Source organism: Deltaproteobacteria bacterium (assembly GCA_016875225.1).
GTDB lineage: Bacteria > Myxococcota_A > UBA9160 > SZUA-336 > SZUA-336 > VGRW01.
Map to the genome: position 1 here is coordinate 1 of VGRW01000064.1, position 20,372 is coordinate 20,372.

At 70.2% G+C, this 20,372-nt stretch carries 18 protein-coding genes and 1 pseudogene; 10 read left to right on the top strand and 9 right to left on the bottom strand.

The genetic code is table 11. The annotated features are described in order from the left end of the window. Window positions 1-1,064: cation:proton antiporter (locus tag FJ108_13850; protein MBM4336971.1), on the bottom strand; the 1,064-nt coding region annotated here is incomplete at its 3' end. Window positions 1,065-1,163: 99 nt separating this feature from the next. Here FJ108_13850 and FJ108_13855 point away from each other — a divergent pair. Next, entirely contained in the window at window positions 1,164-3,662 is a 2,499-nt protein-coding gene (locus FJ108_13855; protein MBM4336972.1) for an arylsulfatase, read from the top strand. A 1-nt stretch (window position 3,663) separates the two neighbouring features. Here FJ108_13855 and FJ108_13860 read toward each other — a convergent pair whose 3' ends face one another. Genes FJ108_13860 through FJ108_13875 form a run of 4 tightly spaced genes read right to left on the bottom strand, consistent with a single transcriptional unit; the run spans window position 3,664 to window position 9,087 of the window. Beyond that, window positions 3,664-4,485 (bottom strand): SDR family NAD(P)-dependent oxidoreductase, encoded by an 822-nt coding sequence (locus tag FJ108_13860; GenBank protein MBM4336973.1) that lies wholly within the window; start codon window positions 4,483-4,485, stop codon window positions 3,664-3,666. Window positions 4,486-4,543: 58 nt separating this feature from the next. After that, on the bottom strand, window positions 4,544-6,637 hold the full coding sequence (locus tag FJ108_13865; GenBank protein MBM4336974.1) for a M3 family metallopeptidase: 2,094 nt from the start codon (window positions 6,635-6,637) through the stop codon (window positions 4,544-4,546). Next, window positions 6,637-8,127 (bottom strand): hypothetical protein, encoded by a 1,491-nt coding sequence (locus tag FJ108_13870; protein ID MBM4336975.1) that lies wholly within the window; start codon window positions 8,125-8,127, stop codon window positions 6,637-6,639. Before FJ108_13870 ends, FJ108_13865 begins: the two co-directional genes overlap by 1 nt. Window positions 8,128-8,169: 42 nt before the next feature. Continuing rightward, window positions 8,170-9,087: an NAD-dependent epimerase/dehydratase family protein gene (locus FJ108_13875; GenBank protein MBM4336976.1), complete on the bottom strand. Its 918-nt coding sequence runs from the start codon at window positions 9,085-9,087 to the stop codon at window positions 8,170-8,172. Window positions 9,088-9,138: 51 nt separating this feature from the next. Between FJ108_13875 and FJ108_13880 the strand changes: the two genes are divergently transcribed. Continuing rightward, window positions 9,139-9,843, top strand: coding sequence for a hypothetical protein (locus FJ108_13880; GenBank protein ID MBM4336977.1), 705 nt, complete (start codon window positions 9,139-9,141; stop codon window positions 9,841-9,843). Between the two features lie 14 nt (window positions 9,844-9,857). After that, entirely contained in the window at window positions 9,858-10,400 is a 543-nt protein-coding gene (locus FJ108_13885) for a hypothetical protein (protein ID MBM4336978.1), read from the top strand. On the opposite strand, the gene FJ108_13890 is transcribed toward FJ108_13885, so the two are convergent. Next, window positions 10,397-11,920: a hypothetical protein gene (locus FJ108_13890; GenBank protein MBM4336979.1), complete on the bottom strand. Its 1,524-nt coding sequence runs from the start codon at window positions 11,918-11,920 to the stop codon at window positions 10,397-10,399. The two genes, FJ108_13885 and FJ108_13890, sit on opposite strands and share 4 nt — an antisense overlap. 30 nt (window positions 11,921-11,950) lie before the next feature. On the opposite strand from FJ108_13890, the gene FJ108_13895 reads away from it, so the two are divergent. The 3 genes from FJ108_13895 (at window position 11,951) to FJ108_13905 (ending at window position 14,531) form a co-directional block, all read left to right on the top strand. Continuing rightward, window positions 11,951-12,631 (top strand): MBL fold metallo-hydrolase, encoded by a 681-nt coding sequence (locus FJ108_13895; protein MBM4336980.1) that lies wholly within the window; start codon window positions 11,951-11,953, stop codon window positions 12,629-12,631. A 130-nt stretch (window positions 12,632-12,761) separates the two neighbouring features. Continuing rightward, on the top strand, window positions 12,762-13,541 hold the full coding sequence (locus FJ108_13900) for an electron transfer flavoprotein subunit beta/FixA family protein (protein ID MBM4336981.1): 780 nt from the start codon (window positions 12,762-12,764) through the stop codon (window positions 13,539-13,541). Between the two features lie 27 nt (window positions 13,542-13,568). Further along, window positions 13,569-14,531 (top strand): electron transfer flavoprotein subunit alpha/FixB family protein, encoded by a 963-nt coding sequence (locus FJ108_13905; protein ID MBM4336982.1) that lies wholly within the window; start codon window positions 13,569-13,571, stop codon window positions 14,529-14,531. Window positions 14,532-14,541: 10 nt separating this feature from the next. Here FJ108_13905 and FJ108_13910 read toward each other — a convergent pair whose 3' ends face one another. After that, window positions 14,542-15,456, bottom strand: a complete 915-nt coding sequence (locus FJ108_13910; GenBank protein MBM4336983.1) for a metallophosphoesterase — start codon at window positions 15,454-15,456, stop codon at window positions 14,542-14,544. Between the two features lie 193 nt (window positions 15,457-15,649). On the opposite strand from FJ108_13910, the gene FJ108_13915 reads away from it, so the two are divergent. Continuing rightward, window positions 15,650-16,108 carry a hypothetical protein gene (locus FJ108_13915; protein MBM4336984.1) on the top strand — a complete coding sequence of 153 codons (459 nt, stop codon included), beginning with the start codon at window positions 15,650-15,652 and terminating at the stop codon, window positions 16,106-16,108. Here the strand turns inward: FJ108_13915 and FJ108_13920 are convergent. Together FJ108_13920 and FJ108_13925 are read right to left on the bottom strand one after the other, a co-directional pair. Beyond that, window positions 16,096-16,590: pseudogene (locus FJ108_13920) on the bottom strand (hypothetical protein). The gene FJ108_13915 and the pseudogene FJ108_13920 sit on opposite strands and share 13 nt — an antisense overlap. Next, window positions 16,473-17,762: a citrate synthase gene (locus tag FJ108_13925; protein ID MBM4336985.1), complete on the bottom strand. Its 1,290-nt coding sequence runs from the start codon at window positions 17,760-17,762 to the stop codon at window positions 16,473-16,475. Before FJ108_13925 ends, FJ108_13920 begins: the two are co-directional and overlap by 118 nt. A gap of 39 nt (window positions 17,763-17,801) precedes the next feature. On the opposite strand from FJ108_13925, the gene FJ108_13930 reads away from it, so the two are divergent. From FJ108_13930 to FJ108_13940, 3 genes are all read left to right on the top strand, one after another. After that, complete coding sequence (locus FJ108_13930; protein MBM4336986.1) at window positions 17,802-18,536, top strand: DUF374 domain-containing protein; 735 nt, start codon at window positions 17,802-17,804, stop codon at window positions 18,534-18,536. Next, window positions 18,533-19,132, top strand: a complete 600-nt coding sequence (locus FJ108_13935) for a hypothetical protein (protein ID MBM4336987.1) — start codon at window positions 18,533-18,535, stop codon at window positions 19,130-19,132. The genes FJ108_13930 and FJ108_13935 overlap by 4 nt, the downstream gene beginning before the upstream one ends. Before the next feature lie 58 nt (window positions 19,133-19,190). Next, window positions 19,191-20,372, top strand: a 1,182-nt coding sequence (locus tag FJ108_13940) for a type II/IV secretion system protein (protein ID MBM4336988.1), incomplete at its 3' end; no start/stop codon positions are given.

Genomic DNA, 20,372 nt, shown 5'->3' on the forward strand with positions numbered 1-20,372 from the left:
TCAACGCCTGGCTGCAGAACTTCCGCCGCGTCGTCACCCGCTGGGAGTACAAAGCCCAGAACTACCGAGCATTCGTCCAACTCGCCTGTATCTGCATCATGCTGAGACAATTTTGAGACTGCCTCTAGCGAGACTCCTACTATCTTGCCGACGATGACGACCGCGCTGAACGCCGCCACCGCCTGCCAGTGACGCGCGATGAGCGCGGGATCGATGAGCAGTCCGACCGACACGAAGAAGATTGCCGCAAACAGGTCGCGAACCGGCTTCACGAGCTGGTCGATCGGCTTCTCCTCGCCGGACTCCGCGATCAACGCGCCCGCGATGTAGGCTCCGAGCGCCACCGAATAGCCGAACGCATGCGCGAGCAGCGAGACGCCGAAGCAGAAGCCGATGCTGGTGACGAGAGTGGTTTCCGGGCGCCCCAGTCGCTGGATGCCGCGCACGCCGCGCGGCACCACGAGCAGGCCGATCGCAACCAGGCCGATGAGGAAGGCAGCGAGCTTCCCGGTGGTGATGGCCATCTCCGAGGCGGAGAGCCCCGAGCCCGAGGCGATTGCGGTGAGCGTGGCCATGAGCAGGATGGCGAGCAGATCCTCGACGATCAGAACGCCGACCACCAGCTCTCGCAAAGGCCCCCCGATGGCCTGATCGTCGAAGACCTTGGCGATGATGGTCGTGCTGGAGATGGCGATCAGAGCCCCGGCGAAGAGGCTCTCGAGCGTGGTCCAGCCGAGAAGCTGGCCGCTCACGAAGCCCAGCCAGATCATCAGGCTGGATACGAGCAGCGCCGTGAGGCTCGGCGCGGGCCCGAGCCGCAGGAGCTTGGTCAGACTGAACTCGAGCCCGAGCGAGAACATGAGCAGGATGACCCCGAGCTCCGACAGCGTCGCGACGATCTGACGGTCCGCGACGAGCGGAATGGGCACGCTCGGGCCGATGATCAGCCCGGCGATGATGTAGCCGAGGACGACGGGCTGACCCAGTCGTTGGAACACCACGGTCGTGACGGCTGCAACGCCGAGGACGATCGTCAGGGCGACGAGGAAAGCGTGGGCATCCATCCCCTCGCGAGATACCACGGCCCGATCTGCGATGCGAGCGTGCGCGGGCGCAACCACCGCATATCTTTGCCTTCATCCAAGAGAACCGGAGGCGAATCCATGACTCGACCTGCACGCGTCTGCGCCGTGATCCTTGCGCTTCTCGCGACCGGCTGGGACTTCGAGGCCCGCGCGCAGCAAGCGCAGCCCGCGCCCGGATCGCCGGCCGCCACGACGACGATCGACGGCAAGCAGCTGCCCGCACCCGATCCGAAGTTCGGCGGCGTGATCAAAGACGACGCGCTCGGCTCGAAGGCTTGGTGGGCGCCGCGCGTGGTGCCGCCGAAGCAGGCCCCCAACATCCTGCTGATCATCACCGACGACGCCGGCTTCGGCGTGCCGAGCACCTTCGGCGGCGTGATCCCGACGCCCGCGATGGATCGCATCGCCAAGAGCGGCCTGCGCTACAACAACATCCACTCCACCGCGCTGTGCTCGCCGACCCGAGCCGCGCTGATCACCGGGCGGAACCACCACTCCGCGGGCTTCGGCGTGATCTCCGAGCAGTCGACCGGCTTTCCCGGCTACAACAGCATCCTAGGCAAGGACAAGGCCACGATCGGGCGGATCCTGCTCGACAACGGCTACGCCACCTCGTGGTTCGGCAAGGACCACAACACCCCGGCGTTCGCCGCCAGCCAGGTCGGGCCGTTCGATCAGTGGCCGACCGGAATGGGCTTCGAATACTTCTACGGCTTCGTCGGCGGGGACGCGAACCAGTGGCAGCCGAATCTCTACCGCAACACCACGCAGATCTACCCGTTCCAGGGCAAGCCGGATTGGAACCTGGTCACGGGAATGGCGGACGACGCGATCGAGTACCTGAGCCGCATCCACCAGACCGCGCCCGACAAGCCGTTCTTCGTCAAGTACGCGCCCGGCGCGACCCACGCGCCGCACCACCCGACCAAGGAATGGGTGGAGAAGATCCGCGCGATGCACCTCTTCGACGAGGGCTGGAACGCGCTCCGGGACAAGATCTTCGCGAACCAGAAGCGCCTCGGGGTGATCCCGGCCGACACGCAGCTCGAGCCCTGGCCGGTCGAGATCCTCAAGAACTGGAACGACTGCACGCCCGAGGAGAAGAAGCTCTTCATCCGGCAGGCGGAGGTCTTCGCCGCCTACGCGGCCTACAGCGATCACGAGATCGGCCGAGTGATCCAGGCCGTCGATGACATGGGCAAGCTGGAGAACACGCTCGTCATCTACATCAACGGCGACAACGGCACGAGCGCCGAGGGCGGCCCGACCGGCACTCCCAACGAGGTCGCGTTCTTCAACGGCGTGAGCGTGCCCGTCGCGGATCAGATGAAGTGGTACGACGCCTGGGGCACGGAGCAGACCTACAACCACATGTCGGCGGGCTGGTCCTGGGCCTTCGACACGCCCTTCACCTGGTTCAAGCAGAACGCGTCGAAGCTGGGCGGAATCCGCCAGAACATGGTCGTCTCGTGGCCGGCGCGGATCAAGGACGCCGGCGGGCTGCGCGAGCAGTTCATGCACGTGATCGACGTCGTCCCGACCCTGCTCGAGGCGACCGGCATTCCCGCGCCCGAGCGCGTGGACGGAATCGCGCAGAGCCCGATCGAGGGCACGAGCTTCGCGTACACGTTCGATGCGAAGAACGCCAAGGCGCCGTCGCGCCACACGACGCAGTACTTCGAGATGATGGGCCAGTACGCGCTCTATCACGAGGGCTGGCTGCTCGGCACGAAGGTGAACCGCGCGCCCTGGCAGGCCTTCGGCGCCGCGAACCCCGATCCGCTGAACAACCAGGTGCTCGAGCTCTACGACCTGTCCAAGGACTTCAGCCAGTCGCAGAACCTCGCCGCGAAATTCCCGGACCGGGTGAAGCAGCTGAAGGAGCTCTTCGTCGCGGAGGCCCGCAAGTACCAGGTCTTCCCGATGGACGCCTCGGTCGCCGCGCGCATCGTCGCGCCGCGACCGAACATCACCGCGGGCCGAAGCGAGTTCGTCTACACCTCGCCCATGGTCGGCCTGCCGCAGGGAGACTCCCCCTTCCTGCTCAACAGCTCCTACACCATCACGGCGGAGATCGAGGTGCCGAAGACCGGCGCCGAGGGCATGCTGCTGACCTCCGGCGGGCGCTTCGCCGGCTACGGCTTCTACCTGCTCGCGGGCAAGCCCGTCTTCGTCTGGAATCTCATCGACCTGAATCGCGTCCGCTGGGCGGGCGCGGACGCACTCGCGCCGGGCCGCCACCGGATCGAGTTCGACTTCAAGTACGACGGCCTCGGCGTCGGCACGCTCGCGTTCAACGACATGAGCGGCCTGGGCCGATCCGGCACCGGCACGCTCGCCGTGGACGGCAAGCCGGTCCAGACCATCGCCATGCCCAACACGCTGCCGATGATCCTGCAATGGGACGAGAGCTTCGACATCGGCTCCGACACGCTCACCGGCGTGAACGACGCGGACTACACGCCCCCGTTCCCGTTCACCGGCAAGCTCGAGAAGCTGACGATCCGGATCGACCGGCCGCAGCTCTCACCGGAGGACGTCAAGAAGCTGCAGGCCGCGCAGCAGCCGAGGGACTGAGTCAGGAACGCGGCGCGGGCGGGAGCGCGTCGAGCAGCGCCTTCGTCCGCGCCGCGATCGGCGCCTCCATGATGCGATCGGTGTGGATGTAGAGCGCGTCCTCGCGAACGGCGCGCAGCACCATCTCGCCCACGGCGTCGGGCGCGACGCCGGAGCCGAGGAATGCGTCGACGGCCTCGACCACCTGCGCCGGCGGCCGCGGCGCGGACTCGGGCTGGGTGCGGAACGTGTGGTGCAGGATCTTCGTCGCCACCGGACCGGGACAGAGCACCGAGACGCCGATCCGAGCGCCTTGCAGCTCGAAGCGCAGCGCCTCCGACAGCCCGACGACCGCGAACTTCGCCGTGTGGTAGAGGAAGCCGGCACCCGGGGCGGCGAGCCCGGCGCCGGACGCGGTGTTCACGACGTGGCCGCCGCCGAGCTCCGCGCTGCGCGCACACATGCGCGGCACGAAGGTCTGCAGCCCGTTCACGACACCGTCCAGGTTCACGCCCAGCGCGAAGTCCCAGGTCTCGTAGCTCATCTGGTCCGCGGGCACGGTGAGAGCGACGCCCGCGTTGTTGAAGAGCAGCGACACCGGACCGAGTCGCGACTCGGTCTCGTCGGCCGCGCGCGCGAAGCCGTCGCGATCGCGCACGTCGAGCACGAACGACTCGACCTGCGTGTGCTTGGCGAGCTCCGTCCGCGCCTCTCCGAGCGCCGCCGCGTCGACGTCGGCCAGCGCGAGCTTCGCGCCCGCCCGCGCGAATGCGCGCGCGATCCCCAGCCCGATGCCGTTGGCGGCTCCGGTGATGAACGCCGTTCGACCCGCGATGTCCTGCACGTCGCCTCCCCGTCGGTGATCCGCGCGTAGTCGACCAGAAGGCCGCGGCCGGGAGGCTTCAGGCCGCGATCAATCCGTACAGCCGCAGCAGCGCCTCGGTCTTCGGCTCGCGGCCGCGAAAGCTCGTGAAGACCTCCATCGCGCGGCGCGAGCCGCCGAGCGCGAGCACGGTCTCGCGGTAGCGGCGGCCGATCTCGCGCAGGCGCGCGGCGTCGGCCAGGCCCGCCTCTTCGAACGCGGCGAACGCGTCGGCCGAGAGCACCTCGGCCCACTTGTACGAGTAGTAGCCGGCCGCGTAGCCGCCGGCGAAGATGTGCGAGAAGCTGCACAGGAAGCGGTCCTCGGGCAGGCGCGGCAGCACGGCCGTCGTCTCGGCCACGCGCTTCTCCACGTCGAAGATCGACTCGGCGCCCGACGGGTCGAAGCGGTGGTGCAGCTCCAGGTCGACCACCCCGAAGAAGAGCTGGCGCAGCATCACCGAGCCCGCGCGGTAGGTGCGCGCGGCGCAGAGCTTCTCGAAGAGCGCGTCGGGAAGCGGCGCGCCGGTCTCGTGGTGCCGCGCGAATCCGAGCAGCGTCTCGCGGTGGTAGCACCAGTTCTCCATGAACTGGCTGGGAAGCTCGACCGCGTCCCACTCGATGTTGCGGATGCCGGAGGCCAGGCCGTGGTCGACGCGCGTCAGCATGTGCTGCAGGCCGTGGCCGAACTCGTGGAAGAGCGTCTCGACTTCCGAGAACGACATCAGCGACGGCTTCGCGCCGACCGGCGGCGTCTGGTTGCAGACCAGATGCGCGACCGGCCGACGCGGGCGGCCGTCGGCGTCGGGGAAGAGGCGGCTGCGGCCCAGGCATTCGTCCATCCACGCGCCGCCGCGCTTCTCGGCCGGCCGCGAGTACGGATCCAGGTAGAACGCGGCGAGCGGCTCGCCCGACTCGTCGCTGACGCGGAAGAAGTGCACGTCCGGGTGCCAGACCGACGCCTCGCCGTCGGCCGGTCGGATGCGCACGCCGAAGAGCTTCGAGGCCAGCTCGAACAGCCCCTCGAGCACGCGCGGCAGCGGGAAGTACGGCCGCAGATCCTCCTCGCTGTACGCGTAGCGCTCCTCGCGCAGGCGCTCGGCCCAGTACGCGACGTCCCAGTGGGCCAGCTCCTCGCTCTGCCCGCGCGATTGCGCAAACGCGCGCAGCTCCTCGAGCTCGCGACGCGCCGCGGTGTAGGAGGCGCGGCGCAGCTCCTCCTGCAGCCGCTCCACCGCGGCGACGTCGGGCGCCATCTTCGTCGCCAGCGACAGCGCAGCGTAGCTCGGAAAGCCGAGCAGCCGCGCCTCTTCGGCCCGGAGCGCGAGGATGCGCGGGATCAGCACCGAGTTGTCGCTCTCGCCCGAGCTCGCGCGCGTGACGTGCGCGCGGTAGGGCTTCTCGCGCAGATCGCGGCGCGCCAGGTGCTCGAGCGCGGGCACGAGCGAGGGCGCGTCGAGCGTGATCCGCCACGGGCCGTGCTCGGCGGTCGCGCCGGCCTCGCCGGCCTCGCGCGCCGACTGCGCCGCCAGCGCCAGCGCGCTCTCCGGCAGGCCGGCGACCTCGTCGCGATCACGAAGCAGCAGCGCGTACGCCTTCGTGGCGTCGAGCACGTGGTTCGAGAACGCGGTCTGCAGCTCCGCGAGCTCGGTCAGGATCGCGCCGAAGCGCTGCTTCGCCTCGCCTTCCAGGCCGACACCTGCGAGCACCGCGTCGCGGACCAGGATGTCGACGATGCGCCGCTGCGCGGGCTCGAGCGCCGCGAACTCCGGGCCCTTCTGCAGCGCGACGAACGCCTCGTACAGCGGCCGGCTCTGCGCGGCGCGGATGCCGAGCATGACGACCTGCGGCTGCACCGCCTCGTGGGCGGCGCGAAGCGCCGGGTCGTTCTTCACGCCGACCAGATGGCCGACGACGCCCCAGACGTTGCGCAGCCTGTCGTACATGCGCTCGAACGGCTCCACGGCGCCCGTCCAGGTCGGCTCGACGGAGCGCTCCAGGCGCTCGAGCTCGCCGGCGAGCTCGGCCAGCAACGCGCGCATTCCCGGCTCGACGTGCTCGGGGCGGACGTCGCCGAAGCGCGGCAGGCCACTCGGATCCAACAGCGGGTTCGCGTCTGCGGGCGCCTGGCTCATCAGAAGCGAAGGGTGTACGAGACTTCCGTTCCCGGGTCGAGCGGTCGCGCGACCAGCTCGACCCAGCTGTGGTCGCTGGCCAGACGCAGCAGCGCGCGCCGCGCGAAGACCCGGCCCGGCTCGACGCGAGGCGAGACCGCGCCACCCGGAACGTAGACGCGAGCCGTCACGCCGCGCGCGATGGCTCGTCCTCGATTCGCGAACACGACTCGGACGGTGTCGGCAGAGACGGGCTCCAGTCGGGCGTCCACCTGCTCCCGCGCGAGCCACCAGTCGGCGAGCTCCGCCGGATGCGCGAACCACGCTCCCCGCGAGCCGAGCTCCTGCCCGACGCTGTCCAGCAGCGCCTGGCGGCCCTTCGCCTGGCGCCACTCGGCCTTCGCGCGCAGCGAGAACACCGAGCCCATCCGCTCGGCCCGCTCGTAGCCGGAGAGCAGATCGCGGAGCAGCGCCGCGCCCTCCGCGTCGAGGCGCGGCCGCGGCTCCGGGATCGACACGAGCGCCCGGCCGGAATGGGTCAGCACGTCGGGGATCACGCGCTCTCCCGCGGCCGTGGTCGCGACGCGGCAGCCGGATCGGGTCAGGCGCAAGAGCTCCGGCTCCTCGACCCGATCCGCGTCGACCCGGCAGCGGTCGCCGGGCTGGTCCGCGGGGCCGCCGCCGTCGACGAGCACCGCGCACGGGCGGCCGTCCGGCCACGGCCGGAGCTCCAAGAGCGGGGCTCGGGATGCGAAGAGGAGCGCGTTGGTCGCGATCCGCTGCGCTTTCGGGGCATCGGCCAGCGCCCCGAGCGAGAACCCCAGCCAGGCGACCCGGGCGTTCCGATGCCGGCCGACCAGGGCGACCGACCGCGACCTCGTGTCCCCGAGCTCCAGCGCGCCCGCCGACGCCGAGGCGAGCGCGCGAGCTCGGGTGGCCAGCGCGATCTCGTCACCCGGCGCGAGCCCCGCGACGAGCGGACTCCGGCCGACGACCGTGAGCCGCGTCTGCCCGGCACCTGAACGTGCGAAGCGCTCGCCAGGAAACAGCCTCGCGAGCACCGGCTGATCGACCCGGCCGCCGGTCTCCGAGCGTCGCCCCGCGAAGCCGGTCGCGATCAGCCCGCCACTTCCCGCCAGATAGGCGTCCAGCGCCGCCCAGTCGGCCTCGGAGAGGCGCTCCTGCCCGGGGAGGATCCAGACCGAGTAGCGGCTCGGATCGAGCTCCCGGAGGCTCTCGCCGTCGAAGACCTCGATCGGCAGGCCGAGCGCAGCTCCTGCCTCGCGCCATGCGTCGAGCTCCGCGTGGACGGCTCGCTCGCGAGCCTCCCGGTTCGCGCGCAGATCGACCAGAACCAGCGGCCGGGTCGGCACGGCCGCGAGCCGCGCGCGCGACTGCCGCGCGGACTGGTGGTCGACGAGGCCCAGCGAGAGCAGAGCGAGGAGCAGGATCCCGGCCGCCCAGACGAGCGCGGCTGGTGAAGACTGAACCCGGTATCCGCGCACTGCCATCGCCCGCTCCGCGCCCCGGGCGACTCTTCGGCGAGGCGGCGCTCAGCGCTTGAGGGAGCGGAAGCTCTCCTTCAGTCCGAACAGCGGGCGGAAGCCGGTCTCGCGCACGAAGCGCTCGCCGGCGATCGTGCACGGGTACTTGATGTAGTCGATCGCGCCGGGCGGGATGCGCACGAGCCCGAGCGAGAACAGCCGCCGGATCAGCGGGCGGGCCACGGGCTCGGGAAGCGGAAGCGCGCTCCCGCCGGTCTCGTGGATCGCGATGCGGAGCGGCACCTCTCCCGGCCCCGTCACGTTGTAGACGCCGCGCAGCCCGCGCTCGAGCGCCAGCGCCGTGGCCTCGACCTGATCCTCCTCGTGCATGAACTGGAGCATCGGGTTGAAGCCCATCATCACCACCACGCGCTTCTGGCGCAGGTAGTTCACGATCGAGTTGTCGCTGTAGTAGCCCAGCGTCGGCACCGGCCGCAGGATCGAGGTGCGGATGTCCGGGTACTGCCACATGAACGAGGTCGTGAGCGCGTCGACCTCGACCAAATCGCGGATCTCCGGGTAGTTCCGGCCCGCGAGCAGCGGGTGGTCCTCCGCCATGAAGCTCGGGTTCTCCGGCAGCGCTCCGTAGACGTAGCTGGTCGACATCACCACCAGCTTCTTCACGCCGTAGGTCCGGCAGTGGTCGAGGAGCTTGCGCGTGCCGCGCACGTTCACGTCGAAGCGCGCGGTCTCGGAGCCCCGGAAGTGGCGCACGAAGCCAAGGTGCACCACGGCATCGGGCTGCTCCTTGCGCATCACGTCCTCGAAGGCTCGCGTGCGCACGTCGAGCTTGTAGAACGGCGCCCCGGCCGGGCGCCGCTCCCAGTCCTCGCTGTCCACACCGATCACGCGCTGGTCGCGAGACAGCCGTCGCGCGAGCAGTCGGCCCTGCCCGCGCGCGACTCCGACGATCATGACCTTGTCCACGTCGACGCCCTTCGCTTCGCGGATCGACGGGTATGGTATAAGAAGGCGCGAATGGACACGAACTTGAAGTTCGAAGCCATCCGCATCGCCGCGATGCCGGATGTCACGGTGAGCGGCGTCGTGGCGACCCCGAAGTGGTGGCCGAGCGGCCAGCGGATCGGCTTCGTGATCGGCCACGACCTGGCCGGCGGCATGGACGAGCCCAACCTCGTAGCGCTCCAGCACGCGCTGGCCGAGGCCGGGCACCTGGTGCTGCGCTTCAACTTCCCCTTCGCGGAGCAGAACAAGAAGCGCCCGGATTCCCCGCTCGTCCTGGACCGGACCTTCAAGACCGCGGTCGCGACCGTCCTGGCGGATCCCGAGAACGCCCCGGTGCGGATGCTGGTGGGTGGAATCGGGCTGGGAGCCCGCGTCGCGACGCGCGCGACGGCCCAGGGGCTGAAGGTCGACGCGGCCTTCTCGCTCGGCTTTCCGCTGCACGCGTCCGGGAAGCCCGGGCTGCAGGACGTCGACTACATGTACCGGATGATCTGCCCGATCCTGTTCGTGCAGGGCGCGCGTGATCCCCACTGTCGCATCGACCGGCTCGAGGAGCTGCTGCGCAGGCTGGGCGCGCCGACGCGGCTGCACGTGGTCGCGGACTGCGGGTCGGGGATGGAGCCGGTGAAGCGCGGCGGCCGCAGCGTCGAGGCGATCCGCGCAGAGGTCCTCGGACAGCTCGAGCTCTTTTTGCAAGAGGTGATCCGGCGCGGCTGAGCTAGGCTTCCGGCGTGGCTGATCCCGACGGGCCCGCAAGGGACTCCGCGCTCTCGGTCCTGTTTCACGCCGAGCGGCGCCTGGCCGCGCGACTCCAGGGCGTGATCCGCTTCGACGGGCAGATCTACCGAGAGATCAGCGCCGACGTGCACTCGATCCCGCAGGCGTTCGCGTGCGTGGTCACCACCTCCGTGCTGGTCGGGCTCGGGCAGAGCACGCTCGCGCTGATCTTCCTGTTCACGGCGCTTGCCATGCTGCAGTGGCTGGTCGTGACCGCACTGATCTGGACGGTCGGGCGCTTCGCCGTCGAGAGCCGCGCCGACTACGCGAAGCTGCTGCGCTGCACGGGCTTCGCGTACGTCTGGTTCGCGCTTCTGGTCGGCTACAGCCTGCCACTGGTCGGGCCGCTCTTCGCCTGGGCGGGCGTCCTGCTCTCGCTCGCCTCGCTCATGGTCGCGACGCGCGAGGTGCTCTCGACCGACGGGCCGAGGGCGTTCGCGATCTGCGGGGTCGCGCTGGGGCTGCCGCTCGGCGCGTTCTTCTGGCTGGCGGTCTAGCTCGAGGCCAGAGCGAAGACGTTCGGCGAGCTCGAGACCCCGGCCATGACGCGGCCGCGCACGCCGACGCCCTCGACCTCGAGCAGCAGGCGGAACAGGGCATCGCTCTTCTCGCCCAGGGCGAGGCTGCGCCGGCCGTCGGGCAGACGCAGGTAGATCGAGCTCTGCTCGGGCCGCCCGTCGCGATCGAAGCGGACGGTGTAGCTCTCGATCTCGGCCGGGCCCTCGGGCGCGTCGACGAGCGCAGGGCCCTCGAACAGATGCTTCGGCAGCTCGACCTTGGAGGCCCGGTGGTCGGCTGCGTCGATCCGCGCCCGATCGGTCGAGAGCACGGCGATCGCGTGCTTGGTCGCGCTCATGCCCAGCCCCGAGACCCAGCCGACCCTTCCGGCTCCCTCGCGCAGACGCAGAACGGTGTTGGCCAGCCCGTGCATCGCGTAGTTGTTGCCCGGGCCGCCGTGGTGGGCGAGCCCGCCGGTCTGGGTCGGCGGCCGCGGATCGCTGGCCGAGAGCCCGAGCGCGTCGAGCGCGAGTTCGACGGCGCTGGGAAAGCAGCTGTACAGGTCGAAGAGATCGACCTCGGCGACGCCGAGCGCCGCGTGCGCCTGCGCTGCCCGCGCAGCCGCCGCGTAGGCCGGGCTCGAAGCCAGGTCGAAGCGCTCGGCCGCGCTCCAGCCTTCCTGCGCCGAGGCGCCGCCCAGGAAGTTCACGCGGCGGTCGGGCGCGATGCCGAGATCGTCGGCCGCGGACTCCGACATCACGATCGCCGCCGCGCCCTGGTCGACCTCCATGATCGCGTTCATGAGCTTCGGGTACGGAAAGCCGATCCAGCGATTCCGCGCGTCGACGCGCGCGATCTCCTCGGCCGTGCGCGGCTCGGGGAACCACGAGAACGGATTGCGCTCGGCCACCTGCGAGTAGCGGAACATCAGCTCCGCGAGGAAGCGCTGGTGCGCGGCGATCGAGCGCCCCGCGCGCGCGCGCAGGGCGTTCTCGAAGATCGGGTACATGTCGACCGGATTGCTGACGCCGTGGCGCTGCTCGAGGGCGTTCCCGAACGGCTTCATCGTGGCCATGAAGCCGGGCATGCGCGCCCCGCCCGGCGTCCAGTCCGAGAGCGCCGCGCCCTCCTTCGCAGCCCGCATCCGGCTGTAGACGGCCTCGGCCCCGACGAGAAGCGCGATCCGGATCTCACCGTCGGCGATCCGGTTCGCGACCTGGTTCAGAAGCTGGATCGGTCCCTCGCCGCCCGCGGCGACCTCCTCGGCCAGGCGCGGCTTCGCGCCCGCGAGCTCCGAGAAGCGGCCGGTGAGATCGTCGTAGGCCCAGGCCAGCGGCGGAATCGCGCCCACGTAGTCGACCTGGCCCAGGACCCCGGGAAGGCCGGAGTCGGCGGCGGCGCGGCCGGCCGCGATCGCCATCAGCCTCGCGGGCTCGAGCGGGTTCCAGGTCTCGCCGTCGAGCCCGGGGCGGTTTCGAACCTGGCCGACGCCGACCACCACCGCGCGCTGGTTTGACATGCCCCGGCCTCCGACGGCAGCTTACAAGACATGAACGACGAGCTGTTCCTGGAGCAGATCGCCTGCGGCCCGATGCAGAACTTCGTCTACGCGATCGGCTCCCGAGTCACGCGCGAGGTGGTGCTCGTCGATCCCGCGTGGGCCGTCGAGGGGATCGTCTCGCACGTGCGCGAGCAGGGCTACGAGCCGGTCGCCGCGCTCGTGACTCACTACCACCCCGATCACGTGGGTGGAACGTTCTCGGGTCACCGGATCGAGGGCCTGCAGGAGCTGCTCGAGCTCAAGGGAATGAAGGTCTACGCGAACCGCCACGAGGCGGCGGGCCTGGTCAAGGTGACGGGCATCTCCGATTCCGACGTGGTGAAGGTCGACAGCGGCGACACTCTGAAAGTCGGCGACGTCGAGATCGACTTCCTGCACACGCCCGGACACACGCCCGGCTCGCAGTGCTTCATGCTGCGCAACGCCCTGGTCTCGGGCGACACGCTGTTCATCCAGGGATGCGGCCGCGTCGATCTCCCCGGCTCCGACCCCGACGAGATGTACGCGAGCCTGCGCAAGCTGGCCTCGCTTCCCGACGACACGGTGCTCTACCCCGGCCACGACTACGGCGGCGGCGCGCACCGGACGATGGCCGAGACCAAGCGGATAGGCGCGTACCTGCGCATCCCGAACCTCGAGACCTGGCGCGAGCTGATGGGGGCCGGCTGAGCCATCCGCGCCGGGAATCCGGGCCCTGAAACAAGGCGCTGCACCCGGTTGAAACGCTTCGACCCGTAACGTAGAGTGCGCGCCGAATCCCCCGCGCGACAACGCTCGGATTGCACGGAGATCCGCCCTCATGAAGATCCTCGTCTGCTTGAAGCAGGTGCCTCACAAGGACGCACGGCTAGAGCTCACCTCCGACGGGAGCTGGATCCAGGACGCGAACATCAAGTTCGAGATCAACGACTACGACAACTACGCGCTCGAAGAAGCCCTGCGGATCAAGGACAAGGACGCCGCTTCCGAGGTGCTCGTGCTCTCGATCGGGCCCGATCGCGTGCAGCAGTCGCTGCGCACCGCCCTGGGCATGGGCGCCGATCGCGCGATCCAGATCTGGGACGACGGGCTCGCGCACGCCGACTCGCTCGCGATCGCGAAGTCGATCGCCGCGGTGGCTCGGGCCGAGAAGTGCGATCTGGTGCTGCTCGGCCTGATGGCGGACGACACGAACTTCGCGCTGACCGGCCCCATGCTCGCGGAGCTTCTCGACGTTCCGCACGCGACCGGGATCACCTCGGCGAAGTTCGAGGGCGGACAGGTCGAGGTCGAGCGCGAGCTCGAGGGCGGCGCGCTCGAGGTCGTGAAGCTCCCCCTGCCCTGCCTGCTCACGGTGCAGACCGGCATGAACGAAGTCCGCTACGCCTCGCTCAAGGGAATCATGCAGGCGAAGAAGAAGCCGCTCGACAAGAAGTCGCTCGCGGACGTCGGGCTCGCCGCCGGCGCGGTGGCCGCGAAGGTCAAGATCGAGAAGATCTTCTCCCCGCCGAAAGGCGGAGGCGCCGAGATCCTGTCGGGCTCGAAGGACGAGGTCGCGAACAAGTTCGTCGGCAAGGTCAAGGAGCTGGGGCTCCTCTGAGCCACGGCGCGACCTGGAGATAAAGCGATGGCAAAGACACTGATCGTCGGCGAGATCCAGAAGGGCAGCCTGCGCGAGTCCACGCTCGAGCTCGTCGCGCTGGCGCGAAAGCGCGGCGGCGACGTCGCGTCGCTCCTGATCGGAAGCGGAGTGGCCGGCGCGGCGGAGGCGCTCTCCAAGAAGGGCGGCGGCAAGGTCCTGGTGGCCGACGACGCGTCGCTCGCGAACTACACCGCGGACGGCTACGTGCGCGCGATCCGCAAGGCGATCGACGCCGAGAAGCCCGACCTGATCCTGATCTCGAACACGCCGATCGGCTGGGACGTCGGCGGCCGGCTCGCCGCTCAGCTCGACTGCGGGATCGCGAGCGACGTGATCCGGATCGAGGCCGAGGGAGACGACCTCGTCTTCGTGCGCCGCATGTTCAACGCCAAGTTCGACGCTCGGCTGCGCATTGCCGGCTCGCCGCGGATCGCGACCGTACAGCCCGGCGCGTGCGAGGCGCACGGCGGCTCCGAGCCGGGCAGCGTCGTCGCGCTCGACGGGGTCGGCGGCGGCTCGCGCTCGACGTTCGTCGAGGTGCGCGTGGCGCCCGCCGGCGGTCACGACCTGACCAAGGCGGAGATCATCGTCTCGGGCGGTCGCGGCCTGCAGAAGCCCGAGAACTTCGACGCCGTGCTGAAGCCGCTGGTCGAGGCGCTCGGCGGACAGATGGGCGCATCGCGCCCCGTCGTCGACGCCGGCTGGCTGCCGCACGAGTACCAGGTGGGAAGCTCCGGCCAGGTCGTCGCTCCCAAGCTCTACGTCGCGGTCGGCATCTCCGGCGCGATCCAGCACCTGGTCGGGATGAAGAACTCGAACTTCATCGTGGCGATCAACAAGGATCCGGACGCGCCGATCTTCGAGGTCGCGGACGTCGGCATCGTCGGCGACCTGTTCGAGCTGGTTCCCGCGCTCACGGCCGCGCTGAAGAGCGCCAAGGGCGGCTGAGCAAGCGCCGTCAGGCCGAACGAAGCCTGACGACGGCGACCTCGGCGCGCGCACCGATGCGCACCGGGATGAAGCTCACGCCGACCCCGCGGCCGACGTAGAGCTGCGCGCCTGCGCGCTCGAAACGGCCCGACCAGAAGCCCTCGTGCGTGTGGCGAAGCGGCGTGCGGCCGGCGAACAGGATCTGGCCGCCGTGCGTGTGGCCGGAGAGCTGCAGATCGACGCCGACGTCGGCGGCCTCCTCGAAGAAGTCCGGGTGGTGCGCGAGCAGCACGATCGGCTCCTCGGCCGAGCGGCCGTCGAGCGCGCGCTCCAGATCGGGCCTTCCGTTCAGCAGGTCGTCGACGCCCGCGAGCCAGAACGCCGCGCCGCCGCGCTCGATGCGCACGCCGCGGTTCTTCAGGATCTCGACGCCCTGCTCCTCGAGCACCGAGCGCCACAGCCAGGGATCGCGCGCCGCGTCGTACTCGTGATTGCCGTAGATCGCGAAGATCCCCAGCGGCGGCTGCAGCAGCGAGAGCCCTTTGCGCAGCAGCAGGATCTCGTGGTCCCAATGGTTGACCAGATCGCCGCCCAGACAGACCAGGTCCGGGGCCTCGCTCGCCACGCGCGCGCAGACGCGCATGAAGTCGCCCTCGTCCAGGTAGTTCCCGGCGTGGAGGTCGGAGAGGAACGCGATGCGAAGCCCGTCCAGGCCCGGCCCGCCGCGCGCGAGCCGGATCTCCGGACGCGTCACGTCGCGGTGTCGCTCGAGCCAGTCCGAGAGCCCGCGTCGGACGTCACCGCGGTAGACGGCGCGAGCGACGACCGCGAGCGCGTGCGAGATCAGCAGCGAGAGCTCTGGCCAGGACCCCGGCCATGCCCAGGCCCGGCGGCGTCGGCGCAGGTCGCGCGAAGCGGTCGGCTCTCCGCTCTCTCCAGTCATTCACCCACACGCATCGCCGGGAACCACGGTCACCTTGATCGCGCCACTCGACTTGTCGCCGGCGCAGCGGAAGGCCTCCTCGACCCGCTCGAGCCCGAACTCGTGCGTCTGGAGCCGGGCCAGCTCCGTCGCGTAGCGCGGCAGGAGCGCGACGGCGCTCGCGAACTGCGAGCCGCGCCGGCCCGAGCCGTACATGTTCGAGCCCCCCAGCTCGAGCTCGCGCGTGGCGAGCTGGTACCCGGACAGCTCGGCGCGCTTCGCGAAGACCCCCAACACGACGATCCGGCCGCCGGCCCGACACCAGCGCGTGGCGTCGAGGAGCGTGGACGCGTGGCCGCCGACCGTCTCGATCACGACGTCGGGCTCCGCGGCTCGGACCCAGGCCTTCACGTCGTCCTCGGCCAGCGGGACCAGGCCGAGCTGCCGGGCCGCCTCGCGCTGCTGGGGATGCCGCGCGGTGATCGCGACCTCGAGCGCAATGTCGCGCGCGAGCATTCCGGACAGCAGCCCGATCGCTCCGGCTCCCAGCACCAGCACGCGGCTGTCCGCGGCGAGCCGCGCGAGCGAGACGCCGCGCACGCAGACCGCGAGCGGCTCGGCGAAGGACGCCAGTCGCGGCGACACCGACGGGTGTACTCGGTGGAGCGCGTAGGCGGGCACGTCGACGAAGTCCGCGATCCCCCCGGAGCGCATCACGCCGATGATCGAGAGCTTCTCGCAGAGCTGACGCCGGCCTGCGACGCAGAAGGCGCAGACCCCGCAGACCTCCATCGGCTCGACCGCGTAGAGCGCGGCGTCGAGACCGCGCGGGCCCGCGAGCGGAGTTCCCGCGATCTCGTGCCCCGGCGCGATCCCGAGCGGCGCGGGGAGCTCCCGCCGCCACAGGTGCAGATCGGTGCCGCAGATCCCGCAGGCGAGCACGCGCAGCCGGACCCAGTCGGCGGCGAGCGGCGGCGGCGCGACCTCTGCGACCTCGACGCCGTGTTCGGTCCAGCGCGCCTGCCGCACGGTCGGCCTCAGCCGCGACGCGCTTGGATCGGCACGAAGTCGCGCTTGGAGGCCCCGGAGTAGATCTGCCGCGGGCGCCCGATCGCCTGCCCGTCGCCGAGCAGCTCCATCCACTGCGCGATCCAGCCCGGCAGCCGGCCCATCGCGAACATCACCGTGAAGCTCGGCGTCGGAATGCCGAGCGCCTTGAAGATGATCCCGGAGTAGAAATCGACGTTCGGATACAGCCGCCGCTTGGCGAAGTACTCGTCCTCGAGCGCGATGCGCTCGAGATCCATGGCGATCTCGAGCAGCTTGGAATTGACGCCGAGCCGTCCGAGCACGTCCATCGCGGCCTTCTTGATCACGGCCGCGCGCGGATCGTAGTTGCGGTAGACGCGGTGCCCGAAGCCCATCAGCCGCGAGGTGTCGTCCCGCGACTTCGCGCGCTCGACGAACTGGCGCGCCGAGAGACCCTCCTCGGCGATCTGTTCCAGCATCTCGATCACTTCCTGGTTCGCCCCGCCGTGGCGCGGTCCCCAGAGCGCGTTGATTCCGCCCGCGATCGACGCGAACAGATTCGCGTGGGAGCTTCCGACCAGGCGAACCGTCGACGTCGAGCAGTTCTGCTCGTGGTCGGCGTGCAGGATCAGCAGGACGTCGATCGCGTGCACGATCACCGGATCCGCGACGATCTGCTCGCACGGCGTTCCGAACATCATGTGCAGCAGGTTCTCGACGTAGCCGAGGTTGTTGTCGGGGTACAGGAACGGGTGCCCGATCGAGTGCTTGTGCGCGTACGCTGCGATCGTCGGGAACTTCGCGATCAGCCGCACGACGCTGGCTTCGACCTGCCGGGCGTTCAGCGGGTCGAGATCCTCGGGGTAGAAGGTCGAGAGCGCGGCGACGACCGCGGCGGCGACGGCCATCGGGTGCGCGTCCTTCGGGAACGCGCTGAAGAACCGCTTCAGGTCCTCGTGCAGCATCGTGTGGTAGCGGATGTTCCTCGCCCACGCGTCTGACTGCGCGGTCGTCGGCAGCTCGCCTCGGATCAGCAGGTAGGCGACTTCGAGGAAGTTGCTGCTCTCGGCCAGCTGCTCGATCGGGTAGCCGCGGTAGCGCAGCAGACCCTGCTCACCGTCGATGAACGTGATCTCGCTGGTGCAGCTGCCGGTGTTCTTGAACCCGGGGTCGAGCGTGATGCAGCCGGTCAGCTCGCGCAGCTTGCTCACGTCGATCGCGCGTTCGCCTTCCGAGCCGGTGAGGATCGGGAACTCGTAGCTCTTGCCGTCGATCTCGATTCGGGCCATCTCCGTCATCGCGCGGCATGATACACACCTGACCCGGGGAGCGCCGCGTTGAAGACCACCCGAACCAGGCCGCCGCTCTTCGAACTCGCGCTCACGTTCCTCTCGGGGAACCTGCTTCGGCTCGTCGGGCGGACGCTGCGTGTTCGCCACGAAGGTGAAAGTCATCTGGACGGCGCGCTCGCCGCAGGGCGACCCGCGATCCTGTACGGCCTGCACGGCCACCTGCTGATCGGCGCGTGTGACTTGGGGCGTCATCGCCCGTACGTGATGATCAGCGAGAGTCGCGACGGCGAGCGGATCGCCCGGACCGTCGAGTGGGTCGGGTTTCGCCCGATCCGCGGCTCGAGCTCGCGCGGCGGGGTGCGCGCCCTGCTTCAGATCGTGCGCCTGCTCCGGGGCCCGGTCGTCGCCTGTCACCTCGTCGACGGCCCGCGCGGACCGCGCGGCGAGGTGAAGCCGGGGCTGATCCTGATGGCGCAGCGCTCCGGGGCGGCCTTGGTCCCGGTGCTCTACGCGATGCGCTGGAAGGTCCGGGTCGGAAGCTGGGACCGGATGCAGATTCCGATGCCGTTCGGCCGGGTCGTCGCGCGCTTTCTCGCCCCGCGCGAGGTGCCGCGGGATCTCACCGCCGAGGCGGCCGAGGCGCTGCGGCTCGAGATCGAGCACGATCTCGCGCGCGAGGAGCTCCGTCTCGAGAGCGAGGTCACGAGTCAACCCCGAGGCCGCGGCGGCCGAAGCGAGGCGGAAGCTCCACCGAAGGACATCGCGGAGGCCGGCTCGTGAACTCGCGCATTCTCGGACCCGGAATTCTGGCGCTGGTGGTCATCGCTGCGCTCGCCTCCTGCTCACCGCCTGCCGCCGAGCTGCCGCCGGACGGAGCCGAGCCGCGAGCCGAGAGCGTCGCGCCGCCGACCGCCCCGTCGAGCGCGCGCGGCGAAACCCGTGCCGAGCGCCGGCCCGCCGCGAGCGCGCAGACCAGCGGCCAGTACAAGTACATCGACGAGCGCGGGAGGGTTCAGCTCGCGGCGCGGCTCGAGGACATTCCCGAGAGCCAGCGCTCGACCGCCTCGCAGATCGGAGGCCCGGCCGCCGCGACGCGCAGCCGCGCGCCAGCCGACGACGTGCGCGCCGTGAACGACGTCGACGTCACGATCTTCACCACGAGGTCGTGCGGCTACTGCCGCGCCGCGATGGCCCACTTCGACAAGCTCGGCCTCGACTACACCAACCGAGACGTCGAGCAGGACGAAGAGGCGCGCGCCGAGTACCTCGAGCTGACCGGCGGCCGCCGCGGCGTGCCGGTGATCGTCGTCGGCGATTCCTGGATCCAGGGCTGGAGCCGACCGGAGTTCGACCGCCTGCTGGCCTCGGCCCGCTAGTCGGGCGCAAGCGGCCCGGATCCTTCGGTCCCGGGCGCCCCTGGCCGATAGAGTGCGCGTGACCGCGCCGCCGGATTCCCCCGCCAAGTCGCAAGCCCACGGATCCGCGAGTGGAGAGCCGCGCCCGCCGCTCGGCCTGCCGGAGCTGCTCGAGATGCTGCTGCGGCAGAAGGCGATCACGGCGCAGCAGGGCAAGGACCTCGAGGCGCGCGCCACCACGCTGCGCAGCCGCGTGCTGAAGGACCGCGTCGGCTCGGTGCGCTCGCAGGCCGCGGCCCGCTACGACGTCTCCGCCGCCGAGATCGTCGCCGCGGCTTCGCTGCCGCACGCGCAGAAGGATCACCGCAAGCTGGACGAGGACGCGATCGCCCAGGCGATCGCGAGCGAAGCGGGGCTTCGCTACGCGAAGATCGACCCGCTCCGGCTCGACAACGCGCTGATCTCGAAGACGTTCTCGCGCCCGTTCGTGCGCCACCACGTCGTGATCCCGCTCGCGCAGGAGAGCGAGGGGCTGGTGATCGCGGTCGCCGACCCGTTCGACACGACTCTGCGCGAGACGCTGCAGGACGTGCTGCGCCGGCCGTTCGTCTACGCGGTCACCTCCAAGCGCGACATCCTCGCCGTCGCCGATCGGGTCTTCGGGCTGCGCTCGAGCATCCGTCAGGCGGTCTCGGAGCTCGGCGAGCAGAGCCCGACGCAGACGCTGGTCCAGCTCGTCCAGCTGCGCTCCAACGAGGAGCTCGCGAGCTCGAACGACGAGCACGTGGTCGCGGCCGTCGACTTCCTGCTGAACTACGCGTTCGAGCAGCGCGCCTCGGACCTGCACCTGGAGCCGCGCGCGAACGACGCCGTCGTGCGCTTCCGCATCGACGGCATCCTGCACGACATCGAGTCCTATCCTCCGGCGGTGCACGCGGCGATCATCTCGCGCGTGAAGGTGATGGCGCGGATGGACATCGCCGAACGGCGCCGCCCGCAGGACGGCCGGATCAAGACGCAACGCGGCCAGGCCGAGGTCGAGATGCGAGTCTCGAGCCTGCCGACGGCGTTCGGCGAGAAGGTCGTGATTCGCGTGCTCGATCCGAGCATCCTGCAGGCGGATCTTCAGGATCTGGGCTTCGCCCCGCACGAGCGCGAGCTCTACGAGAAGTGGATCACCGCGCCCTCGGGCCTGATCCTGGTCACCGGCCCGACCGGATCCGGAAAGACCACCACGCTCTACTCGACGCTGCGCTATCTG

Coding starts and splice junctions, on each gene's coding strand:
- FJ108_13880 (MBM4336977.1), top strand. CDS start 9,139: ATGGACACGAACTTGAAGTTCGAAGCCATCCGCATCGCCGCGATGCCG.
- FJ108_13865 (MBM4336974.1), bottom strand. CDS start 6,637: ATGAGCCAGGCGCCCGCAGACGCGAACCCGCTGTTGGATCCGAGTGGC.
- FJ108_13900 (MBM4336981.1), top strand. CDS start 12,762: ATGAAGATCCTCGTCTGCTTGAAGCAGGTGCCTCACAAGGACGCACGG.
- FJ108_13910 (MBM4336983.1), bottom strand. CDS start 15,456: ATGACTGGAGAGAGCGGAGAGCCGACCGCTTCGCGCGACCTGCGCCGA.
- FJ108_13890 (MBM4336979.1), bottom strand. CDS start 11,920: ATGTCAAACCAGCGCGCGGTGGTGGTCGGCGTCGGCCAGGTTCGAAAC.
- FJ108_13905 (MBM4336982.1), top strand. CDS start 13,569: ATGGCAAAGACACTGATCGTCGGCGAGATCCAGAAGGGCAGCCTGCGC.
- FJ108_13895 (MBM4336980.1), top strand. CDS start 11,951: ATGAACGACGAGCTGTTCCTGGAGCAGATCGCCTGCGGCCCGATGCAG.
- FJ108_13855 (MBM4336972.1), top strand. CDS start 1,164: ATGACTCGACCTGCACGCGTCTGCGCCGTGATCCTTGCGCTTCTCGCG.
- FJ108_13925 (MBM4336985.1), bottom strand. CDS start 17,762: ATGACGGAGATGGCCCGAATCGAGATCGACGGCAAGAGCTACGAGTTC.
- FJ108_13870 (MBM4336975.1), bottom strand. CDS start 8,127: ATGGCAGTGCGCGGATACCGGGTTCAGTCTTCACCAGCCGCGCTCGTC.
- FJ108_13915 (MBM4336984.1), top strand. CDS start 15,650: ATGTTCGAGCCCCCCAGCTCGAGCTCGCGCGTGGCGAGCTGGTACCCG.